20 protein-coding genes are annotated in these 18,738 nt (G+C 65.9%); 14 read left to right on the plus strand and 6 right to left on the minus strand.

The genetic code is table 11. From position 1 onward, the window contains the following. Positions 1–121: 121 nt before the first annotated feature. From EXV95_RS00705 to EXV95_RS00715, 3 genes are all read left to right on the plus strand, one after another. Positions 122–1,270, plus strand: coding sequence for an ABC transporter substrate-binding protein (locus tag EXV95_RS00705; RefSeq protein ID WP_370460285.1), 1,149 nt, complete (start codon positions 122–124; stop codon positions 1,268–1,270). A 43-nt stretch (positions 1,271–1,313) separates the two neighbouring features. Continuing rightward, positions 1,314–2,180, plus strand: a complete 867-nt coding sequence (locus EXV95_RS00710; protein WP_176885426.1) for an alpha/beta fold hydrolase — start codon at positions 1,314–1,316, stop codon at positions 2,178–2,180. Positions 2,181–2,259: 79 nt separating this feature from the next. After that, complete coding sequence (locus tag EXV95_RS00715) at positions 2,260–2,727, plus strand: DM13 domain-containing protein (protein ID WP_176885427.1); 468 nt, start codon at positions 2,260–2,262, stop codon at positions 2,725–2,727. A gap of 24 nt (positions 2,728–2,751) precedes the next feature. On the opposite strand, the gene EXV95_RS00720 is transcribed toward EXV95_RS00715, so the two are convergent. Continuing rightward, positions 2,752–2,994, minus strand: coding sequence for a glutaredoxin domain-containing protein (locus EXV95_RS00720; RefSeq protein ID WP_055400446.1), 243 nt, complete (start codon positions 2,992–2,994; stop codon positions 2,752–2,754). A gap of 111 nt (positions 2,995–3,105) precedes the next feature. Between EXV95_RS00720 and EXV95_RS00725 the strand changes: the two genes are divergently transcribed. From EXV95_RS00725 to EXV95_RS00755, 7 genes are all read left to right on the plus strand, one after another. Then, positions 3,106–3,672, plus strand: coding sequence for a lipocalin family protein (locus tag EXV95_RS00725; protein ID WP_176885428.1), 567 nt, complete (start codon positions 3,106–3,108; stop codon positions 3,670–3,672). Continuing rightward, entirely contained in the window at positions 3,669–4,682 is a 1,014-nt protein-coding gene (locus EXV95_RS00730) for an NAD(P)/FAD-dependent oxidoreductase (RefSeq protein WP_176885429.1), read from the plus strand. Before EXV95_RS00725 ends, EXV95_RS00730 begins: the two co-directional genes overlap by 4 nt. A gap of 18 nt (positions 4,683–4,700) precedes the next feature. Further along, the gene (locus tag EXV95_RS00735; protein ID WP_176885430.1) at positions 4,701–4,883 is read left to right on the plus strand and encodes a DUF2256 domain-containing protein; all 183 of its coding nucleotides are present in this window, start codon (positions 4,701–4,703) and stop codon (positions 4,881–4,883) included. Further along, positions 4,880–6,196: a DASH family cryptochrome gene (locus EXV95_RS00740; protein ID WP_176885431.1), complete on the plus strand. Its 1,317-nt coding sequence runs from the start codon at positions 4,880–4,882 to the stop codon at positions 6,194–6,196. Before EXV95_RS00735 ends, EXV95_RS00740 begins: the two co-directional genes overlap by 4 nt. Next, positions 6,193–7,752, plus strand: coding sequence for a cryptochrome/photolyase family protein (locus EXV95_RS00745; protein WP_176885432.1), 1,560 nt, complete (start codon positions 6,193–6,195; stop codon positions 7,750–7,752). The genes EXV95_RS00740 and EXV95_RS00745 overlap by 4 nt, the downstream gene beginning before the upstream one ends. Positions 7,753–7,798: 46 nt before the next feature. Continuing rightward, on the plus strand, positions 7,799–8,536 hold the full coding sequence (locus EXV95_RS00750; RefSeq protein WP_176885433.1) for an SDR family NAD(P)-dependent oxidoreductase: 738 nt from the start codon (positions 7,799–7,801) through the stop codon (positions 8,534–8,536). Between the two features lie 196 nt (positions 8,537–8,732). Next, complete coding sequence (locus EXV95_RS00755; RefSeq protein ID WP_176885434.1) at positions 8,733–9,761, plus strand: phosphotransferase enzyme family protein; 1,029 nt, start codon at positions 8,733–8,735, stop codon at positions 9,759–9,761. A gap of 28 nt (positions 9,762–9,789) precedes the next feature. Here EXV95_RS00755 and map read toward each other — a convergent pair whose 3' ends face one another. Together map and EXV95_RS00765 are read right to left on the minus strand one after the other, a co-directional pair. Continuing rightward, entirely contained in the window at positions 9,790–10,590 is an 801-nt protein-coding gene (gene map / locus EXV95_RS00760) for a type I methionyl aminopeptidase (RefSeq protein ID WP_176885435.1), read from the minus strand. After that, positions 10,590–10,868 carry a ParD-like family protein gene (locus EXV95_RS00765; RefSeq protein ID WP_176885436.1) on the minus strand — a complete coding sequence of 93 codons (279 nt, stop codon included), beginning with the start codon at positions 10,866–10,868 and terminating at the stop codon, positions 10,590–10,592. The genes map and EXV95_RS00765 overlap by 1 nt, the downstream gene beginning before the upstream one ends. A 380-nt stretch (positions 10,869–11,248) precedes the next feature. Here EXV95_RS00765 and EXV95_RS00770 point away from each other — a divergent pair, with 380 nt between their 5' ends. From EXV95_RS00770 to EXV95_RS00785, 4 genes are read left to right on the plus strand one after another with little or no spacing between them, the layout of a single operon-like run. After that, positions 11,249–11,668, plus strand: coding sequence for a PepSY domain-containing protein (locus EXV95_RS00770; protein ID WP_176885437.1), 420 nt, complete (start codon positions 11,249–11,251; stop codon positions 11,666–11,668). A 25-nt stretch (positions 11,669–11,693) separates the two neighbouring features. Then, positions 11,694–12,170 carry a DUF2271 domain-containing protein gene (locus EXV95_RS00775; protein ID WP_176885438.1) on the plus strand — a complete coding sequence of 159 codons (477 nt, stop codon included), beginning with the start codon at positions 11,694–11,696 and terminating at the stop codon, positions 12,168–12,170. A gap of 10 nt (positions 12,171–12,180) precedes the next feature. Then, positions 12,181–14,388: a PepSY domain-containing protein gene (locus tag EXV95_RS00780; RefSeq protein WP_176885439.1), complete on the plus strand. Its 2,208-nt coding sequence runs from the start codon at positions 12,181–12,183 to the stop codon at positions 14,386–14,388. Continuing rightward, positions 14,369–15,355: an FAD:protein FMN transferase gene (locus EXV95_RS00785; protein ID WP_176885440.1), complete on the plus strand. Its 987-nt coding sequence runs from the start codon at positions 14,369–14,371 to the stop codon at positions 15,353–15,355. The genes EXV95_RS00780 and EXV95_RS00785 overlap by 20 nt, the downstream gene beginning before the upstream one ends. Before the next feature lie 273 nt (positions 15,356–15,628). Here the strand turns inward: EXV95_RS00785 and EXV95_RS00790 are convergent, their stop codons facing one another. The 3 genes from EXV95_RS00790 to EXV95_RS00800 form a co-directional block, all read right to left on the minus strand. Beyond that, positions 15,629–15,961, minus strand: coding sequence for a BON domain-containing protein (locus tag EXV95_RS00790; RefSeq protein WP_176885441.1), 333 nt, complete (start codon positions 15,959–15,961; stop codon positions 15,629–15,631). Positions 15,962–16,153: 192 nt separating this feature from the next. Continuing rightward, complete coding sequence (locus EXV95_RS00795) at positions 16,154–16,321, minus strand: hypothetical protein (RefSeq protein WP_176885442.1); 168 nt, start codon at positions 16,319–16,321, stop codon at positions 16,154–16,156. A gap of 261 nt (positions 16,322–16,582) precedes the next feature. After that, entirely contained in the window at positions 16,583–18,502 is a 1,920-nt protein-coding gene (locus tag EXV95_RS00800) for a sigma-54-dependent Fis family transcriptional regulator (RefSeq protein WP_176885443.1), read from the minus strand. Between the last annotated feature and the right edge of the window lie 236 nt (positions 18,503–18,738).

Genomic DNA, 18,738 nt, shown 5'->3' on the forward strand with positions numbered 1-18,738 from the left:
CCCAAGGAGCTTTGCCAGACGACACACCGTCACCGCCGCCCACCGGGCACGCGTGGGGGCCATCGGCCCTTGCGCCGCCCGTGGGCGCGGCTGCAAGCAACACAAACAGGGGATGAACCGAATGGACAAGGTCAAGACATGGAGCCGCCGTGCGGCGGCAGCACTGGCGGTGCTGTGGGGCGGGGCCACGGCGCCCTCGCTGCACGCCGCCGAGATTGTGGTGGGGCAGGTGGCACCGCTCACCGGCGTGCTGGCCAGCACTGGCGCACAGATGGTGCTGGGCGGCAAGATCTACTTTGACTGGGTGAACGCCCAGGGCGGCGTGCACGGCGCGACCATCCGCCAGGAGGTGGCCGACGACGCTTACAAGGTGGCCGACACCGTGAAGCTCACCCGCGAGATGCTGGCCAAGCCCGAGGTGGTGGCGCTGTATGGCTTTGCGGGCACGGCCAACATCACCCAGCTGCTGGCAGACGGCGTGTTGCAAGAGGGCGGTGCGGCGCTGGTGGCGCCTTACACGGGGGGCGAATCGCTGCGCAACCCGTTCAACCCCTGGATCTTTCATGTGCGCGCAGGCTATGTCGATGAGACCGAGCACATGGTGCAGCAGCTCACCACCCTGGGCATGAACCGTGTGGCCGTGATGTACCAGGACGACGGTTTTGGCAAGGCGGGCCTGGTGGGGGTGGAGGCTGCCTTGGCCAAGCGCAACCTCAAGCTGGTGGTGGCAGCAGGCTACGAACGCAACACTGATAAGGTGGATGAGGCCGTCAAGGCCATCAAGGCCGCCGATGTGCACGCGGTCATCATGATCGCGGTGAACAAGCCTGCGGCGGCCTTTATCCAGCGCTACCGCGAGCAGGGCGGTGGCGCTCAGCTGTACAACATCTCGGTGGTGGACCCGACCGAGCTGGTCAAGCTCGCGGGCCTGAAGAACGCGCACGGCCTGGGCATCAGCCAGGTGGTGCCGTACCCCTACCGGCCCCAGCTGCCGGTGGTGCGCGAATACCAGTCGCTGCTCAAGAAATATGCGCCCGAAGCCGAGGTCAACTACACCAGCTTCGAGCAGTTTTTGGGCGCCAAGGTGTTGGTCGAGGCCCTGCGCCGCGCAGGCCCCGCGCCCACACGCGCCAAGGTCGTCAAGGCGCTGGAGTCGCTGCAGAGCTTTGACCTCGGCGGCATCACGCTGGGCTACTCCCCCACCAACCGCATCGGCTCACGGTATGTCGAGGTCACTGTCATTGGCAGCAATGGCCGCCTCATGAAGTGAGCCGCCGATCCTTTTTTATTCTCTGTTCCACAAGGTCGCCATCATGTCCCCCACCTCGCGCTACCTCACCTGCGCTGGCTATGAAATCCACACCACGGAGTGGGGTGCGCCCGACGCGCCGGTGGTGATTGCCTGGCACGGCTTGGCGCGCACCGGGCGCGACATGGACCCCCTGGCCGCCCACCTGGCGTCACGCTACCGCGTGATCTGCCCCGACACCCTGGGCCGGGGCCTGAGCCAGTGGGCGCGTGCACCGCAGGACGAATACCGGCTCTCGTTCTACGCGCGCATTGCTGCCGATCTGTTCGACCAACTAGGTGTCGAGAAAGCGCACTGGGTGGGCACGTCGATGGGCGGGGCCATCGGCACCGTGTGCGCCTCGGGTTTGTTCGAGCCGCAGCTCAAGGGCCGCATCCAGAGCCTGCTGCTCAATGACAACGCCCCGCGCCTGGCAGATGCCGCGCTGGAGCGCATCAAGGCCTACGCAGGCCACCCGCCCGCGTTCGACACCGTGCGGGAACTGGAGGCGTTCTTCCGACAGGTCTACACGCCCTACGGCTGGCTCAGCGATGCGCAGTGGCGCCTGCTGACCGAGAGCAGTACCCGCCGCCTGCCCGACGGCCGCGTGACGCCGCACTACGACCCGGCCATGGTGCAGCAGTTCACCCACCACGCCAACGACTACCTGATCTGGGACCACTACGACGCGCTCGACATCCCCGTGTTGTGCCTGCGTGGCGAAGAGTCGGACCTGGTGCTGCGCGACACCACCGCCGAGATGCTGACCCGGGGCCCCGGCGCACGCGGCTTGGCCCAGGTGGTGGAGGTGCCCGGCTGCGGCCATGCGCCCGCGCTCAATGTGCCGGAGCACTACGCGCTGGTGGATGGCTTCCTAGCCCGCGCATCCTGATCGGACAGCGGGAGCGGCGCAGCGTTGAACGGGAGGGCGCTGCGCAGTACATTGGGCTCAGTCCACTGAACCCGTTGCCATGAAACCTCTGCTGCTCATCGCCTCGCACCTTATCACCCTGGCCATCGGGTTCGTGCTGGGTGTGTATGTGCTGCCGATCCTGATCGCGCCCGACGCCCCCACGCTGCAGCAAATCCAGTCAAGCCAGCCCGCTGCGCAATGGACTGCCACGTTCCGCCGTGACCTGAAAGACAGCGACGCCCTGCACTGGGGCGAAGGCGCCGTGTCCATCAGCCCGCAGGCCATCAGCCTGGTGGGCAAGCTGGCCCCGGGGCCGGACTACAAGCTCTACCTGTCGCCCGAGTTTGTCGAGACCGAGGCGGACTTCAAGCGCCTCAAACCGCAGATGCAGCGCGTGGGCGATGTGAAGACGTTCAACAACTTCATCGTCCCGGTGCCGCAGGGGGTGGATCCGGCCAAGTTCAACACCGTGATCGTGTGGTGCGAAACCTTCAGCGAGTTCATCACCGCTGCGAAGTACCAATAACCAGGGGAGGGACGAAAGCGGGTGTCACTGGCCGATCTGCGCCAGCGCTGCCTGCAGCCCCGCCAGCCCACCCACGCGCTGGTTGTTGATGAAGATCTGCGGCATCTGCCGCACCGAAGGCCCGCATTTGGCATAAAACGCCAGGCGTTCGGCCTCGTCGTCGATCTTGATTTCCTCAAAGGGCAGCGAACGCGACTGCAACAGCTTCTTGGCCGAATCGCATTGGGGGCAGGCGGACTTGGAGTAAACGGTGATTTGAAAAGTCATGGCTGGAGTTTACGGGCGGGCCATGACACCCGCTGCTGCCGGGCTTTGGGCACAACAGCGTTTGTGGTGACAGAATACCAATTGGTTTGTTTTGTGACCAATTGGTAATTTATGCTCTTCTTTCTATCCTGCTTTCGCCGCTGCGCCTGGTTGGGGCTGGCCGTGGCGGTGCTTGCCTTGAGTGGCTGCTCGTCCACCCGCCCGCCCGAGGGCATCACGCCCGTCACCCCGTTTGACCTGGCCCGCTACGAGGGCCGCTGGTATGAAGTCGCGCGGCTCGACCACTCGTTCGAGCGCGGCATGACGGACGTGAGTGCCACCTACCAGCGCCAGGCGGACGGCAGCGTGCGCGTGCTCAACCGGGGTTTTGACACCGGCAAGAACGACTGGCGCCAGGCCGAGGGCAAGGCTCTGTTCACGGGCGATGCCAACACTGCCTCGCTCAAGGTGTCGTTCTTTGGCCCGTTCTACGGCGGCTACCACGTGGCCGCGCTGGATGCCAACTACCAGTGGGCTCTGGTGGTGGGGCCGGATCGCAGCTACTGCTGGATCCTGTCGCGCACCAAGCAGCTGCCCCCTGACGTACGCGAACAACTCATCGCCCGTGCACAGGCGCTGGGTATCGACACCCAGGCGCTGATCTGGGTGACCCACGAACGAACCGACCCACAACCATGAGCCTTGCTACGCCACAAACCATCGCCGTCATTGGCGCAGGCCTGGCGGGCTTGTCGTGCGCGCAGGCGTTGCTGCAGGCGGGCCACACGGTGCATGTGTTCGACAAAGCCCGGGGCCCGTCTGGCCGCATGAGCACCCGCCGCGCTGAAGACGACAACGGCCCCTGGCAGTGCGACCACGGCGCGCAGTATTTCACCGCCCGCGACCCTGCCTTTCGCGCCGAGGTGGCCCGCTGGCAGCAGGCCGGCGTGGCTGCGTTGTGGAATGCTCGGCTGGCCAGCTTTGACGGCAATGCCTGGACCACCCCGGCCACCCCGCTGGAGCGATTTGTGGGCACACCGCGCATGACGTCGCCCGCCGCCTGGCTGGTGCAGCACCTGGGCGAGCCTGCGCTGGCGCAGTGGCAAACCACTGTGCAGCGGCTGGACCACACCGAGGGCGGGTGGGCCATCACCTCGGCAGAACATGGCCTGCACAGCCCGCGTTACAGCGCAGTGCTGCTGGCCGTGCCCGCCCCGCAGGCCGTACCCTTGCTGGCCCCCGTGTCCCCCGCAGCCGCCGCCATTGCTGCCAGCGCACGCATGCGTGGCAGCTGGGCCGTGATGCTGCGCTACGCCAGCCCCGTGGCCCTGCCGTGGGAGGGGGCCTTTATCAACACCAGCCCCCTGCGCTGGGTGGCGCGCGACAGCAGCAAACCCGGCCGCACGGGGCAAGAAACCTGGCTGCTGCACGCCAGCCCCGAATGGAGCGAAGCCCACATCGAAGACAGTGCTGAGGCCGTCACGACCGCACTGCTTGCCGCCTTTGCTGTCCTGGGTGGCCCCGCACCTTTGGCCGCCACTGCTCACCGCTGGCGCTATGCCGACACCGAGCCCGCGCTCACGCAGGGCAGCTGGTGGGATGCGCAAATGCGCCTGGGCCTGTGTGGCGACTGGCTCCATGGCGGCAAGGTCGAAGGTGCGTGGCTCAGCGGGCGTGCGCTGGCCCAGCAGGTGTTGATGCCTGCGTAACCCACCCACAGGCCCGCCATGCGCATGCGCAAAAAATCTGACCTGCCGCAAAAAACCTGCCTTCACTGCGGCCTGCCCTTCGCCTGGCGCAAGAAGTGGGAGAAGGTGTGGGACGAGGTGAAGTACTGCTCCGACCGCTGCCGCAGTGAACGCAAGCGCAGCAGCACTTCGCAAGGCGTGGCAGGGGAGGGCACCGCATGAGTACCGTGCTCTTCTGGTTTCGCAACGACCTGCGCCTGCACGACCAGCCCGCGCTGCGCGCAGCGCTCACCAGCGGGGCCACCCACCTGCTGCCCGTGGCTTGCCTGCCTGCCTCTGATGAGACCACCCCCTGGGGCTTTGCCTGCGTAGGCTCCCACCGCCGCGCCTTCGCCGCCGCAGCGCTGCGCGGTCTGCATCAACAGAAGAGTGCACTGGGCAACCCGCTGTTGATCTGCCAGGCCCCACCCGCCACCGCCTTGCCGCAACTGGCGGAGGCTGTGGGGGCCACCACCGTGGTGTGCGAAGACATCGCCGCCCCCTTCGAGCAGGCCGAGGTGGCCGCACTGCGCGCAGCAGGCCTGCAGGTGCGCACCGTGCGGCACAGCAGCCTGCTGCCCCCGGCACGCATGCCGTGGCCTGTGGACCAGTTGCCCGGCGCGTTCACCAGCTTTCGCCAGAAGTTGGAGCGCGCAGACATCTCCCCCGCCGCGCCATTGCCCGCACCTTCCCAACTGCTGCCACCGCCCGATGTGCCCGCCGCCTTGCTGCAGGCCGTGGGCGCAGAGCAGGGCGCTGCCAGCATCCAGCAAGCCGCATCGCCCCAGGGCAGTGATGCCCGCTCATCCTTCCCCTACGGCACGCCTGCATGCGACGGCAGCGAGGCCGCCGCGCTGGCCCATCTGGCGCAGTACCTGGCCCGCAAGCTGCCGCACAGCTACAAGGCCACGCGCAACGGGCTCACGGGGCTGGATTACTCCAGCAAGTTCTCGCCCTGGCTGGCCACGGGCGCGCTCTCGCCCCGGCAGGTCTACGCCGACTTGAAAACCTTTGAGCGCGACCACGGCGCCAACGATGGCAGCTACTGGCTGTGGTTTGAACTGCTGTGGCGCGACTACTTTCGGCTGCTGCACCTGCAATACGGCGCAGCGTTGTACCGTGCACGGGGGCTGTCAGAACTGCCGCCCGCCCCACACAACCCGCGCGGCTTTGAGCGCTGGTGCCAGGGTGCGACAGGCGAGCCGCTGGTCGATGCCGCCATGCGCGAGCTGGCAGCCACCGGCTATCTCAGCAACCGCCTGCGCCAGGTGGCGGCCAGCTACCTCATCTACGACCTGCACAGCGACTGGCGCGCTGGCGCCGCATGGTTTGAATCGCAACTGGTGGACTACGACGTGTACAGCAACCAGGCCAACTGGCTCTACATTGCCGGGCGCGGCACCGACCCGCGCGGGGGCCGCCGCTTCAACCCCATCAAGCAGGCGCAAGACCACGATGCCGACGGCAGCTACCGCCGTATGTGGGGCACAGCATGAGCACGCAGCAACCCCGCACCCATACGTTGCGCCTGCTGCTGGGCGACCAGCTCAACCCCGAGCATTCATGGTTCGCCGCACAGGACGAAGGCGTGGTCTATGTGCTGATGGAAGTGCGGCAAGAGACCGACTACGTACTGCACCATGCGCAAAAAATCCTCGCCATCTTTGCGGCGATGCGCGACCTGGCCCGTTACTTGCGCGAGGCAGGGCACCGCGTGCGCTACGTGGTGATTGACGACGCCAGCAACCGCCAGTCGATGCCCGACAACCTGGCCGCCCTCATGGCCCACTACGGTGCGCACACGCTGCAATACCAGCACCCCGACGAATGGCGGCTGGACGAGCAACTGCGCACCTGGGGTGCAGAGCAACCATTTACCGTGCAGGCCGTCAGCAGCGAGCACTTCTACACCACCCGCACCGAAATGGCTGAGGTGTTCAAAGGCCGCAAGCAGTGGCTCATGGAGCACTTCTACCGCCGCATGCGCCAGCGCCACAGCGTGCTGATCGACGAGGCAGGCGAGCCCGAAGGCGGCCAGTGGAACTACGACCACGACAACCGCAAGCCCTGGCCAGATACCAAGGACGCGCCCGCATTGCCGCCCGACGCCCGCCCCACGCACGACCACAGCGCCCTGTGGGCCACCATCCAGGCCGCAGGCGTGCAGAGCTTTGGCAACCCGCAGGCCCATGCACTGCGCTGGCCGCTGAACCGCGCCGAGGCGCTGGCGTGGCTGGATCACTTCATCACCACCACACTGCCGCACTTTGGCGCGTATGAAGACGCCATGAGCACGAAGAGCAGCAGGCTCTTCCACTCCCTGCTGTCCTTCGCGCTCAACACCAAAATGCTGCGCCCGCACGAGGTAGTGCGACGCGCCCAAGCCGCCTACCACGCAGGCGCTGCACCTCTGCCTGCGGTGGAGGGCTTCATCCGCCAGATCCTCGGCTGGCGAGAATATGTGCGCGGCATCTACTGGGCCCACATGCCCGGCTACGACGAGCGCAACGCCCTGGGCCACAGCACACCACTGCCGGAGTGGTTCTGGACGGGCAAGACCCGCATGCGCTGCATGCAGCACGCCGTGGGCCAGTCGTTGGAGCATGCGTACGCCCACCACATCCAGCGCCTCATGGTCATCGGCAACTTTGCATTGCTGGCGGGGCTTGATCCTGCCGCCGTGCACCGCTGGTACCTGGGCGTGTACATCGACGCCTTTGAGTGGGTGGAGGTTCCCAACACCGTGGGCATGAGCCAGTTTGCCGACGGCGGCCTGTTGGCCACCAAACCGTATGTGAGCAGCGCCGCCTACATCGACCGCATGAGCGATTACTGCAGCGGCTGCCACTACGACAAAAAACAAAAGTTGGGTGAGCGCGCCTGCCCGTACAACGCGCTGTACTGGGATTTTTTTGCACGCAACGAAGGAACGCTGGGCAACAACTTCCGCCTCGGCATGGTGTACCGCCAGGTGCAAAAGATGCAGGGCCCGCAGCTCGATGCGTTGCGCGAGCATGCGGCCAGCCTGCGCACGCGGCTGGATGCGCTATAGCCCGCTTGCCGAACCACCCACGACACCCTAATCGCAGAACCGCGCCATGTCTCAAGCACAACCCGCCGTAACGCCGTTCACTTCTTTGCAGTCGCTGCCGGATGGCTACCGCGCCATCGTCATCGGCTCCACCGGCGCCATCGGCAACGCCTTCCTCGCCCACCTGCAGGCCGACCCGCGCTGCGCACTGGTTGTGGGCCTGGGCCGCCACACCAGCCCGGCGGTCGATTTGGACGATGAAGCCACCATCGCCGCCGCCGCCCAGCAGCTCAAGGCCCGGGGGCCATGGCACTGCATCGTCCACGCCGCTGGCCTGCTGCATGGCCCCCACGGTATGCCTGAAAAGCGCCTGGGTCAGTTGAACTACGCACAGATGGACGCCACTTTCCGCACCAACACCTTCGGCCCCGCCTTGGTGCTGGCCCACTTTGCACCGCTACTGCCCAAGCAGGGCCGCGGCTTGCTGGGCGTGCTCTCGGCCAAGGTGGGCAGCATTGGCGACAACCGCCTGGGCGGCTGGTACAGCTACCGCGCCAGCAAGGCGGCACTCAATATGCTGGTCAAAACCGCATCCATCGAAGTGGCCCGCACCCACCCCCAGGCCGTGCTGGTGGCGCTGCACCCGGGCACCGTCAACTCGGCGCTGTCGGCCCCGTTCAACGGTGCAGAAATTGGCCGCCCGGCAGCCGATGCGGCGGGCGACATGCTGCGCGTGCTGGATGGGTTACCGGTGGAGGAAACGGGTGGCTTTTGCGCGTACAGCGGGGACAAGCTGCCATGGTGATGGAGGCGTGGATTGCTATAGTTTTGATACCGGTAGTGCAATACCAGCGTGCGGTAGCAGCCCTTTTAGACATTTTTTGTGATGTAGCTGTTTTCCCGCTTGCATCAGCCTCGGTGGTTCAGCAAGAAATTCTTGGCGCAACCCCATCGAACCACGCCGCACGGGTGTTTCATGCTGCATCCATGGAGAATGCCGCATGCTTTCCTCCCCCTCTCATGACCTCAACCTGGTCGCCTCCCACACCACAGCCGCTGCCTCTTCCGTGAGTGATTGGGTAGCGCAGCACTACGGCCTGCCAGTGCAGCAGTGCTACCTGATCCGCCGCAACCTCAACGACAACTACGCCGTGCGGGCCACGGATGGCAGCCGCTACGTGGCGCGGCTTTGCGCCATCCGGCCGCGCGGTGCGTTCAATGTGGATTTTGAAGTTGCGCTGCTGGCCCACCTGCACGCACAGGGCGTGGGCGTGGCCACGCCGGTGCTGGCTGCGAACGGAGCTGCCAGCATTACCCTGCCGTTCCCCGAGGGGCCGCGTGCGCTGGTCTTGTTTCGCCACTGTGATGGCGCCGTGCCCGATACGCCCGAAGAACTCCACCTGACCGGCGCCACGCTGGCCCAGATTCACAGCGCCGCGCAAAGCTACACAGGCCCCGCAAGCCGCTATGTACTGGACGGCCACCACCTTGCAGGCCGCACGCTGGACTACCTTGCCGCCCATCCCGAGCTGGCCCCCACCGTGCTGGATGCCTACCGGCAACTGATTGAGCGCCTTCTGAGCGAGTTGGCGAATGTTGAGGGCACCTTGACCCGCGTGATGTGCCACGGCGACACGCATGGCTTCAACAACCATGTGACCACCGATGCCGATGGTGTGCAGCGCGCCGCCTTCTTTGACTTTGACGACGCCGGACCAGGGTTCCTGACCTATGACCTGTGTGTGTGGCTGTGGTCGAACCTGCCGCGCAAGGCCCCCATGGAGCCCGACGACGCCTTGCTCAAGCGCTGGCAGCAGTACCTGGCCGGCTACCGCGCAGGGGGCGGCCTTGTCACCGATGCCGACCTCGCTGCCTTGCCCCTGTTCCTGCAGTTGCGGCACCTGTGGAACATGGGGGAGGGCGTGGCGCGCATCCACCACTGGGGCGCCAACATGATGTCTGCCGACTGGATCAAGAAGCAGCTCGATGTGATGGCCGCTTGGGCCCGTCTGGAGCTGCCACCCGGCTGATGCGGCAATCTCCTCGTGCAGGCCATCCCTAAATCGCAGGGTAGCTGCCCGTGCCCCCCGGCCACGCTGTCAGCACCTCATAGCCGCTGTCCGTCACAGCCACCATGTGCTCCCACTGGGCGGAGAGCGAGCGGTCCTTGGTCACCACCGTCCAGCCATCGGCCAGCTCCTTGGTCTCGCGCTGGCCTGCGTTCAGCATGGGCTCAATGGTGAAGACCACGCCTGCCTCCAGCCGCAGCCCCTGGCCGCGCCGCCCGTAGTGCAGCACCTGCGGCTCATCGTGGTACACGGTGCCAATGCCGTGGCCGCAGTACTCGCGCACCACGCTGAAGTTCTCGCGCTGCGCCACGGTGGCAATCGCATGGCCCACATCGCCCAGTGTGGCGCCGGGTTTTACCTCGCGGATGCCTGCGCACAGCGCCTCGTACGTGGTGCGCACCAGCCGCTGGGCCAGCACGCTGGGCGTGCCCACGCAGAACATGCGGCTCGTGTCGCCGTACCAGCCGTCTTTTTCCACCGCCACATCAATGTTCACGATGTCGCCCTTCTTCAGCATCTGCTGGGGCGAGGGGATGCCGTGGCATACGACATGGTTCACCGAGGTCAGCACCGTCTTGGGGTAACCCAGATAGCCCACATTGGCAGGCCGCGCGCCCTGCACGTTCACGATGTGGTTGTGGCACAGGCGGTCCAGCGCATCGGTGGTCACGCCCGGCACCACATGCGGCTCGATCATCGCCAGCACCTCGGCGGCCAGCTGCGCAGCCCGCCGCGCCATCACAAGTTCATCGGCCGAGCGGATCGGCACCCCACGATCAGCGCGGGCCATCAGTGCGGCTGCTTTCTGGTGCGTGCGGTGGGGGCGACGGCTGCAGCAGGCTTGCTGTCCAGCTCACCCCGCGCCGCCAGCGCCACATCCAGCCCGCCCGCCAGTTCGGCCCGCACCAGCATCTGGCAAATCTCGCGGTGGTCCAGGTCGGGGTACATCTCGGCCAGCATGCCCACGCGCATCCAGTGCTCGGCCTGAGAGTTGATGGAACGGCTCAGCGCCGTGCTGGCCAGACGCAGGTTTTCGTGCATCTGGTCGGAAATTTTGACTATGCCCATGGGCTACCTATATATAAAACGTAGTCGAATTATATATTTTCGTCTGTTGGGCAGGTCGCAGTGGGGTGGTGGCACCGGGCTCGTTGATCTTGCTTGTAGGTCGTCGCGGTACCTTTGCCCCCGGCGATGAACAGAGGATGAATGCGCCATTCAGCAGGCATTCAAGGGGAGGCTTCCACAATGCCCTCCAACACGCATGCAGACACCTCATGGATAGCGAAGTTGCCGCTGGAAGGAGCCGATGGGTGCCCACTTTGCATGAGCAACCACACGCTGCGATACGGGCTGGGCGGGCCTACATTGCGCAACCCTGCGCAGCCTCAACCATGAACCGTGTGGGATGTGTTAAGTCATGTATTACCGACTTCAAGGAGCCTCTCATGAAACACCGCCTCTCTTTGCCGCGCGGCCTGCTGATTCTTTCACTGGGCCTGGCTGCATCGCCCACATGGGCCGGTGACGATTGCGACGCGCCGTTGCACCGCTGGCAGAACCGTGAAGCGGTGCTGCAGATGGCAGCCGCGCAGGGCTGGCAGATCCAGCGCCTGAAGATTGACGACGGTTGCTATGAAATTCGTGGCACGGACGTCCAAGGCCGCGCTTTCAAAGCCAAGATCGATCCGGAAACACTGAAGGTGTTGAAGATGAAGCAAGACAACCACCAGCGTGCCCGGGAACGTGATCGTGATCGTGATGACGACGGTGCTGCACGGCAGCCCCGACCACTGCAACCGGACGGCGCCGCCGTGCCATCGCCTTTGTTGACGCCTGGCACCGCGCCACGCGGCCAGATCGAGTAACCACCTTTCTCACAGGAGCATCACCATGTCCAAACCTCTTTTGACCCTTTTGGCCACCGCCTGCGCGCTGGCGCTTCCGGCCCTGGCGCACAGCCGCCCACTCACGCTGACCGCCCAGCTCAAAAACTACGGTGGCGACGGCGCCTACGTGGCGGCCTACCTGACCGACGCCAAAGGCAACTATGTGCGCACGCTGTGGGTCGCCGGCGGCAAGGCCAAGTACCACAAGCACTTGTCTGACTGGAGCCGCCTCTCGGCCGGCGACGCCAAGCGCCTGGATGGCGTCACCGGTGCCAGCGTGGGCGCGGGGCGCACACTCAAGGTCACCGCCGATCTGGCGGATGCACTGATGGATGCGGGTTATGAAATCCGCATCGATGCCGCTGTGGAAGACATGCGGGACAGCCCGTCGGAGGTCCGCATCCCGCTGTCCAAAGCGAACGTCGGCAAGCCGCAGGCTGGCAAGCAGTACATCCAGTCGGTGACCTTCCAACTTCAGTAAAGGGGCTTGCATGAGCTGGAAAGTCATCCACCGCTGGCTGGGCCTGACCGTTGGCACCCTGGCTGTGGTGCTGGGCATCACCGGCTCTGTCTTGGCGATCGACCCAGTGCAGAAGGCGTGGCAGGCCCCCGTCGCACCAGGCGATTTGCCCGTGGCCAAGCTGGTGGAGCGCGTGACGCGCAGCGTCCCGGGTGTGGAGGAAATTCGCCGTCTGCCTTCGGGTGCCATCGCGGTGTTCAGCTTTGCTGGCGACCAGCCGCAGGCGTCTTACGTGGACCCGGCCGATGGCAAGGTGCTGGGTGCGTGGCAACCCTCGGCGCTTCCGCGCTGGGTGAAGAACCTGCACCGCTCACTGTTGCTGGGCGACGCCGGGCGCTGGGGTGCTGCGGGCATTGCGCTGGCCATGGCCTTGTTGTGCGTCTCTGCCCTGGTGCTGTTGTTGCGGCGCATGGGCGGCTGGCAGCGGCTGGCGGCACGGGTGCGTGGCTCGCTGGCGCAGCGGATCCATGTGGTCACGGGCCGTGTGGTGCTCGCGGTCCTGTGCCTGACATCACTCACGGCGCTGACCATGAGCGCCTCGACCCTGGGGCTGGTGGCGCTGGACACCAGAACCGAGCCGGAGGTGGTCTCCGTGGTCACCGGCAAACCGGACTTGCCAGGCGCGCAGCTTGCCACGCTGCAAAGCCTTGCTGTGCAGGATTTGCGCAAACTGAATTTTCCCGGCGCCACCGACCCGGAGGACACCTGGAAGGTCGCCACCGCCAAAGGTCAAGGTTGGATCGACCGGTACTCTGGCCAGATGCTGGCCTGGCAGGACGCCACCCTGGCTCAGCGCGTCTATGACTGGGCTGTGGTGCTGCACACGGGCGAAGCGGCCTGGCCCTGGGCCGTGGTGCTGGGGCTCGTGGGCGCCAGCGTGCTGCTGTTCTGGCTGTCAGGCGTTGTCATATGGTGGCAAGCACGCCGCCAGGCTCCACACATCACGGGCAATACCCCGCTGGCACAGGCCGACGTGCTTATCTTCGTGGCCAGCGAAGGCGGCAGCACCTGGGGGTTTGCCCAAACGCTGCAAGACGCGCTGAGCCAGCGCGGCCACCGCGTTCACACCAGCGCGCTGGAGAATTTTCAAACCACCGCCCCCACGCGGCAGGTGTTTGTGCTTGCAGCCACCTATGGCGAAGGCCAGGCCCCCGCACACGCCAGCCACGCTCTGGAGCACATCGCCAAGCTGAACGTCAGCGCCGTGCCAGTGACGGTACTGGGCTTTGGCGACCGGCAGTTTCCGGCCTTCTGCGCCTTTGCCGAGGCGCTGGATCGGACGCTGCGCGCACGGGGCTGGCCCGCGTTGCTGCCGCTGGAGTGCATCCACCAGCAATCGGGCCAGCAGTTTGCACGGTGGGGCATTGCGCTGGCGCAGGCGCTGAACGAACCCCTGGTGCTGGAGCATGTACCGCGCCTGCCGCCCACCGCCGTGCTCACGCTCATCGCACGCCAAGACTACCCCGGTGTTACCGGACAGCCCACGGCGATCCTGCGTTTTGCGTGGCCTTCACAGGGCCTAGTCACGCGTTTGCGCGGGCACGGTCTGGCGCGGTTTGCGGCAGGCGATCTTGTGGGCATAGTGCCACCGGGTTCAGCCGTGCCGCGGTATTACTCGCTGGCGTCGGGCTGGGAGGACGGATTTCTGGAAATCTGCGTGCGCCAGATGCCCGGTGGCCTGTGCTCCATGCACCTGCTGGGCCTGCAGGTGGGGGACAGCATCACCGCCTTCATCCGCACCAACCCCGGATTTTCGCTACCGCGAACGCGGCGGCCTGTGTTGCTGATTGGGGCGGGTACAGGTGTGGCGCCGCTGGTCGGCTTCATACGCCGCAACGACAGACGCAGCCCCATGCATCTGTATTTCGGCGGGCGCGACCCGGCGCGCGATTTTTTCTTCGGTGCCGAAATCCAGCGCTGGCTTGGCGAGGGACGCCTGGCAACTTTGCAAACGGTTTTCTCTCGCGTGCCCGACGGCGGCGGCTATGTGCAGGACGCCCTGCGCCGAGACGCCGAGCACGTGCGTGACCTGGTGGCACAGGGTGCCATCGTGCGCGTCTGCGGTAGCCGCGCCATGGCGCAGGGCGTGGCCGAGGCGCTGGACGCGGTGCTGGAACCACTGCAGTTGAGCGTCGCGGCGCTGAAAGCCAAGGAGCGCTATGCCGAAGATATCTTCTGACACCACTGCGGCCCACAAGCGCACCACCTTGCACGGCCCCACCATGGGCACACGCTGGTCGGCCAGTGTCGATGCCGACAACTCCATGGACCTGGCTGCCTTGCGCCAGGACCTTGCCGCTGCGGCCGAGCAGGTGGACGAGCAGATGTCGCCCTGGAAGCCGGACAGCGACCTCATGCGCCTGAACCGCGCGCCTGTGGACGCGTGGGTCGACCTGCCCGCTGAAATACTGGAGGTACTCGACTGTGCGCTCGATGTCCAGCTACTGAGCGGGGGCGCTTTCGATCCGTGCGTGGGGGCGCTGGTCGATGCCTGGGGGTTTGGCGCGGTGCGCGATGCACCCGACGCGGATGCGATCCGGGCCGCACGCCAACCCCCACCGCGAACTGTGCACGGGAGCCTGGAGCTGGACAGGCCCGCAGGCCGCGCCCGAAAGCGTGTGCCCGTGCAACTCGACTTGTGCGGCATTGCCAAGGGCTACGCGGTGGACCGCATGGCCAATGTGCTGCAACTGCACGGTGCGCGGCACGCGCTGGCCGCGCTGGATGGTGAGCTGCGCGCCGTGGGCAGCCAGGCGAGCGGATCGCCCTGGGCTGTGGCTCTCGAACGGCCCGAGGCAGGGCGCCGCGGGGTGCATGGGGTCATCGAGCTGGAGGATCTGGCTGTGGCCACCTCAGGCGACTACAGGCGCTATCTGGAAGTGGGTGGTGCGCGCCTTGCGCACACCATGGACCCGCGCCGCTGCGCACCCGTGAACAACGCCGTGGCATCGGTCACCGTGCTGGCGCGCACCTGTATGCACGCGGACGCTTGGGCCACGGCTTTGCTGGTGGCAGGCCCCGACGAAGGTCTGGCCATGGCACAGCGCATGGGGATGGATGTGCTGTTCCTGTTGCGCCGTGCTGAGGGTTTGGTCAATGTGGGGCTGGGTCGTTTTGGCAGATCCGGTGGCGCTATACCGCAGTAGCGTCCCGTCTCCGGATAGCTTCTCAGGCCACGCCTTGGGCGCGCAACAGGACTTACTCAGCGGGGCTCCGTGGCTGTCGGCCTTTCGCAGGGCCCACTGTATGCCATCGAACCACAGCTCACTCCGCAAGCCATACCGCAGTCTGCAGCCAGCTTGAGCGTGGTTGTGGGGCGCGATCCGCCGCATCTTGGCGTTGCCTGCCGAACTGGTCTGCAACCTCGCTCGAAGGCTCACCTCTGTGGCGGTCATGGACCGACGATTCGCGGGGCTGCTTCACTGCTTGACGGTCAACTCATTGTGGATGGAGTGGGCGCCCTCGGCGGCCCGCGCAGCGCTGGCGGCGGCGTCGATCTGCGTCTGGCTTGCCGCCGCTCCCGTTAGCCGAACGTCGCCCTTGGTGGTGACGACTGTGATGTCCAACCCCTCCAAACCAGGCTCGTTGTTCAGTGCAGATTTGACATGGGTCGTGGTGTCGGCGTCTGAAACGTTGACGGCTGCGCTGGCAGCCTGGGCTTGCTTCGGACTCGCGGTGTCTGTTCCGTTGCATGCGGTCAGCAACACCGCGCAGCAGGCGGTCAATAGAAAGACTTGGTGGATAGATTTCATGGGATTCTTTCGTGGGATGCGGGCAAGAGCAGGGCTGCGCTGCTTCGCTCGGTGCGCATAGAGGCACTGGCCGCCATCGCGACTTTCAGGTCGTCGGCTAGGTGAGTGTCATTTCGATGACCGCAGCGACGACTGCAGCGGGTGTTACGCCGGCGCACTGGCTGCCGAGTCGAAGTCAATAGCAGGAAGGGTTCAGGTCAGGTGGCGCAGGTTGGTTTGACGCGACGTCAACTGAGGATCGCCCGGGTGCTGCTCAAGCGCGTAAGGAACTGAAAAGAAGGCCACGGTAAACACGAAAAACAGTGTTGCGGCGATAGTTCGTGCGATGGGTTGGATAAAGTTCTTGAGGTCGGCGTTCATGGTGGATCCTTTGACGGCTGAAGGTTGAAGGGGTTGAGGACCGTTTGCCTGCTTAGTCCTTGGAGCCATGTTGCAGGTGTGTGGCTGAACACACGCTGAACGGCCGCTTCTGCGGACCATCACCCTCGGATCGTGGCGATAGCGCTGACTACGGCTTGTCGATGCCCAATGAGCCTGCACGAGGGCGACCTGGCGACACACCACCGACCCATGGTGTGTCAGGGGCCAGCGCTTCGCCGCCGTGCTCGCATCGCTGTCCCCTCAGATCCCAAACTTCCTCACCCGATAAGCCATCGTCGCCCGGCTTATCCCTAACAACCGCCCAGCCAGCGCCACATTTCCCCCCGCGCTCTGCAACGCCTGCCGCAGCATCTGCTCTTCCGCTTGGTGCAGCGGTGCCACCACGGGCGCTACTGCTGGCGCTAGCGCCACACCGGCCCGCGCACTTGCTGCCGCAGCGGCCTGCATCGCAGCCCCCCCACCCGCCACCCCCTGCGCATGCAATGTCCCCCCGCTGTTCCCCTGCAAGTGCAGCGACATCACACCACCACCACTTTGCTCACCCCCCGCAAACAGGTGGTGCGGCTCAATCGGTTCGCCATCCGTCGCCAAGATCACCGCCCGCTCAATCAGGTTCTGCAGCTCGCGGATGTTGCCGGGGAAGGGGTAGTGAAACATCGCCTTCACGGCGGCCTGGCTAAAGCCGGGCACCTGCCGCTGGTGCTTGCGCTGGTAGTGGGCCAAGAAGTGGCTCATCAGCAGGGGGATGTCGTCGCGCCGATCGCGCAGCGGGGGCAGGTGGATGGGGAAGACGTTGAGGCGGTAGAACAGGTCTTCGCGGAATGTGCCTTCGTGCACGGCCTGGCGCAGGTCCACGTTGGTGGCGGCCACCAGGCGCACGTCCACGCGCACGGTGCGGGTGCCGCCCACGCGCTCCACCTCGCCTTCTTGCAGGGCGCGCAGCAGCTTGCCCTGGGCCACCAGGCTGAGCGTGCCGATTTCGTCGAGGAAGAGGGTGCCGCCGTGCGCGCGCTCAAACCGGCCGGGGCGCGATGTGCCTGCGCCGGTGTAGGCGCCGCGCTCCACGCCAAACAGTTCGGATTCGACCAGCGTCTCAGGGATGGCCGCGCAGTTGATGGCCACAAAGGGCTGGCTGCTGCGCGGGCTGATGCGGTGCAGCATGCTGGCAAACATCTCCTTGCCCACGCCCGATTCGCCGGTGAACAGCACGGTGGCGGCAGTGGGGGCCACGCGCTGCAGCATGTGGCAGGCGGCGTTGAAGGCGGATGACGCGCCGACCATGGTGGCGTGGGCCGTGGGCTCGGCGGCGGTGCCTGCATCGCTGGATGCCGTCGCCTTGCCCGGTGGCACGCCCAGGTAGGTGGTGCGGGCCTTGCCCTGCGCACCTGCGGGCATCGAGGTGGGCAGCGTGGCGGGCGGGGTGCCCACAAAGTCTTGCGCGTTCAGGTAGAACAGGTCTTGCTCGGGGTCGTCCCACAGGTGGGCTGATTTGCCCACCACGCGGCAGTGCGCCGCACCGGAGGATCGGCAGTCCACCTCGCGGAATACGATCATGCGGCCAAACAGGGTGCTGACGTAGCCGGTGGCGTAGCCCACCTGCATCCAGCACGCGGGCGAGCCTCCCACGCCATAGGCGGCAATGTGCTCATCGTCTTCGCTGGAGTTGTGCCAGAGGAATTCGCCGTCGTATTCGCCCAGCTCGGCGTTGTAGCGGGCGTGCACCACCTCCACCTGCACCACGCCCTCCAGCGCGTGCAGGCGGGTGCCCGCCATGGCGGCGGCGGTGGGTTCAGCATCGGGCCACTGCTGGCGCACCAGGCGGGCGTCGCGCGCGCCGCTGACGTAGCCCGCGCGGGTCAGCAGGCCGCGTGCCTTGTCCAGGCCAATGCTGTCGATCAGCTCGCGCCGCAGCGAGCCCAGGGCCTCGGAGTGCAGCAGGATCATGCGCTGGTCTTGCAGCCAGATGCGCCCGTCGCCGGGCGAGAAGAACAGGCATTCGCTGATGTCGGCCACCGTGGGGTGGGTGTGCTGGCTGATGCCATGGGTGTCAAACCCGCCCAGGGCGCGGGGGGCTTCGGCAGGCACGGTGCCCAGCAGGGCCTGGCCTTGGCCCACGGCGGTGCGGTGCAGGTCGGCCAGAGAGACGCGGCGGCGGGGCATGGGGTTCTCCGGTGGTTGATCAGAAATTGATCAAAAAGTGATCATTTGATCGATTGGTGCAGTGCCATTTGTTTATGAATGGTAACTATTTGGCCGCAAAAAGTCGCCCATGCCAGGCGTGTTTTGGCCTAGGGAAAGTCCGTAGCGCTCCCTCTCAAATAGCCCGTGTTTCAGGCGTTTTGGGGCTTGGTGGCAGGTGGGGCTGGTACGCCCGTTGCAATTTCAGACCACGCCGC

Source organism: Acidovorax sp. JMULE5, from assembly GCF_013376875.1.
In the GTDB taxonomy this organism is placed as follows: domain Bacteria; phylum Pseudomonadota; class Gammaproteobacteria; order Burkholderiales; family Burkholderiaceae_C; genus Acidovorax; species Acidovorax facilis.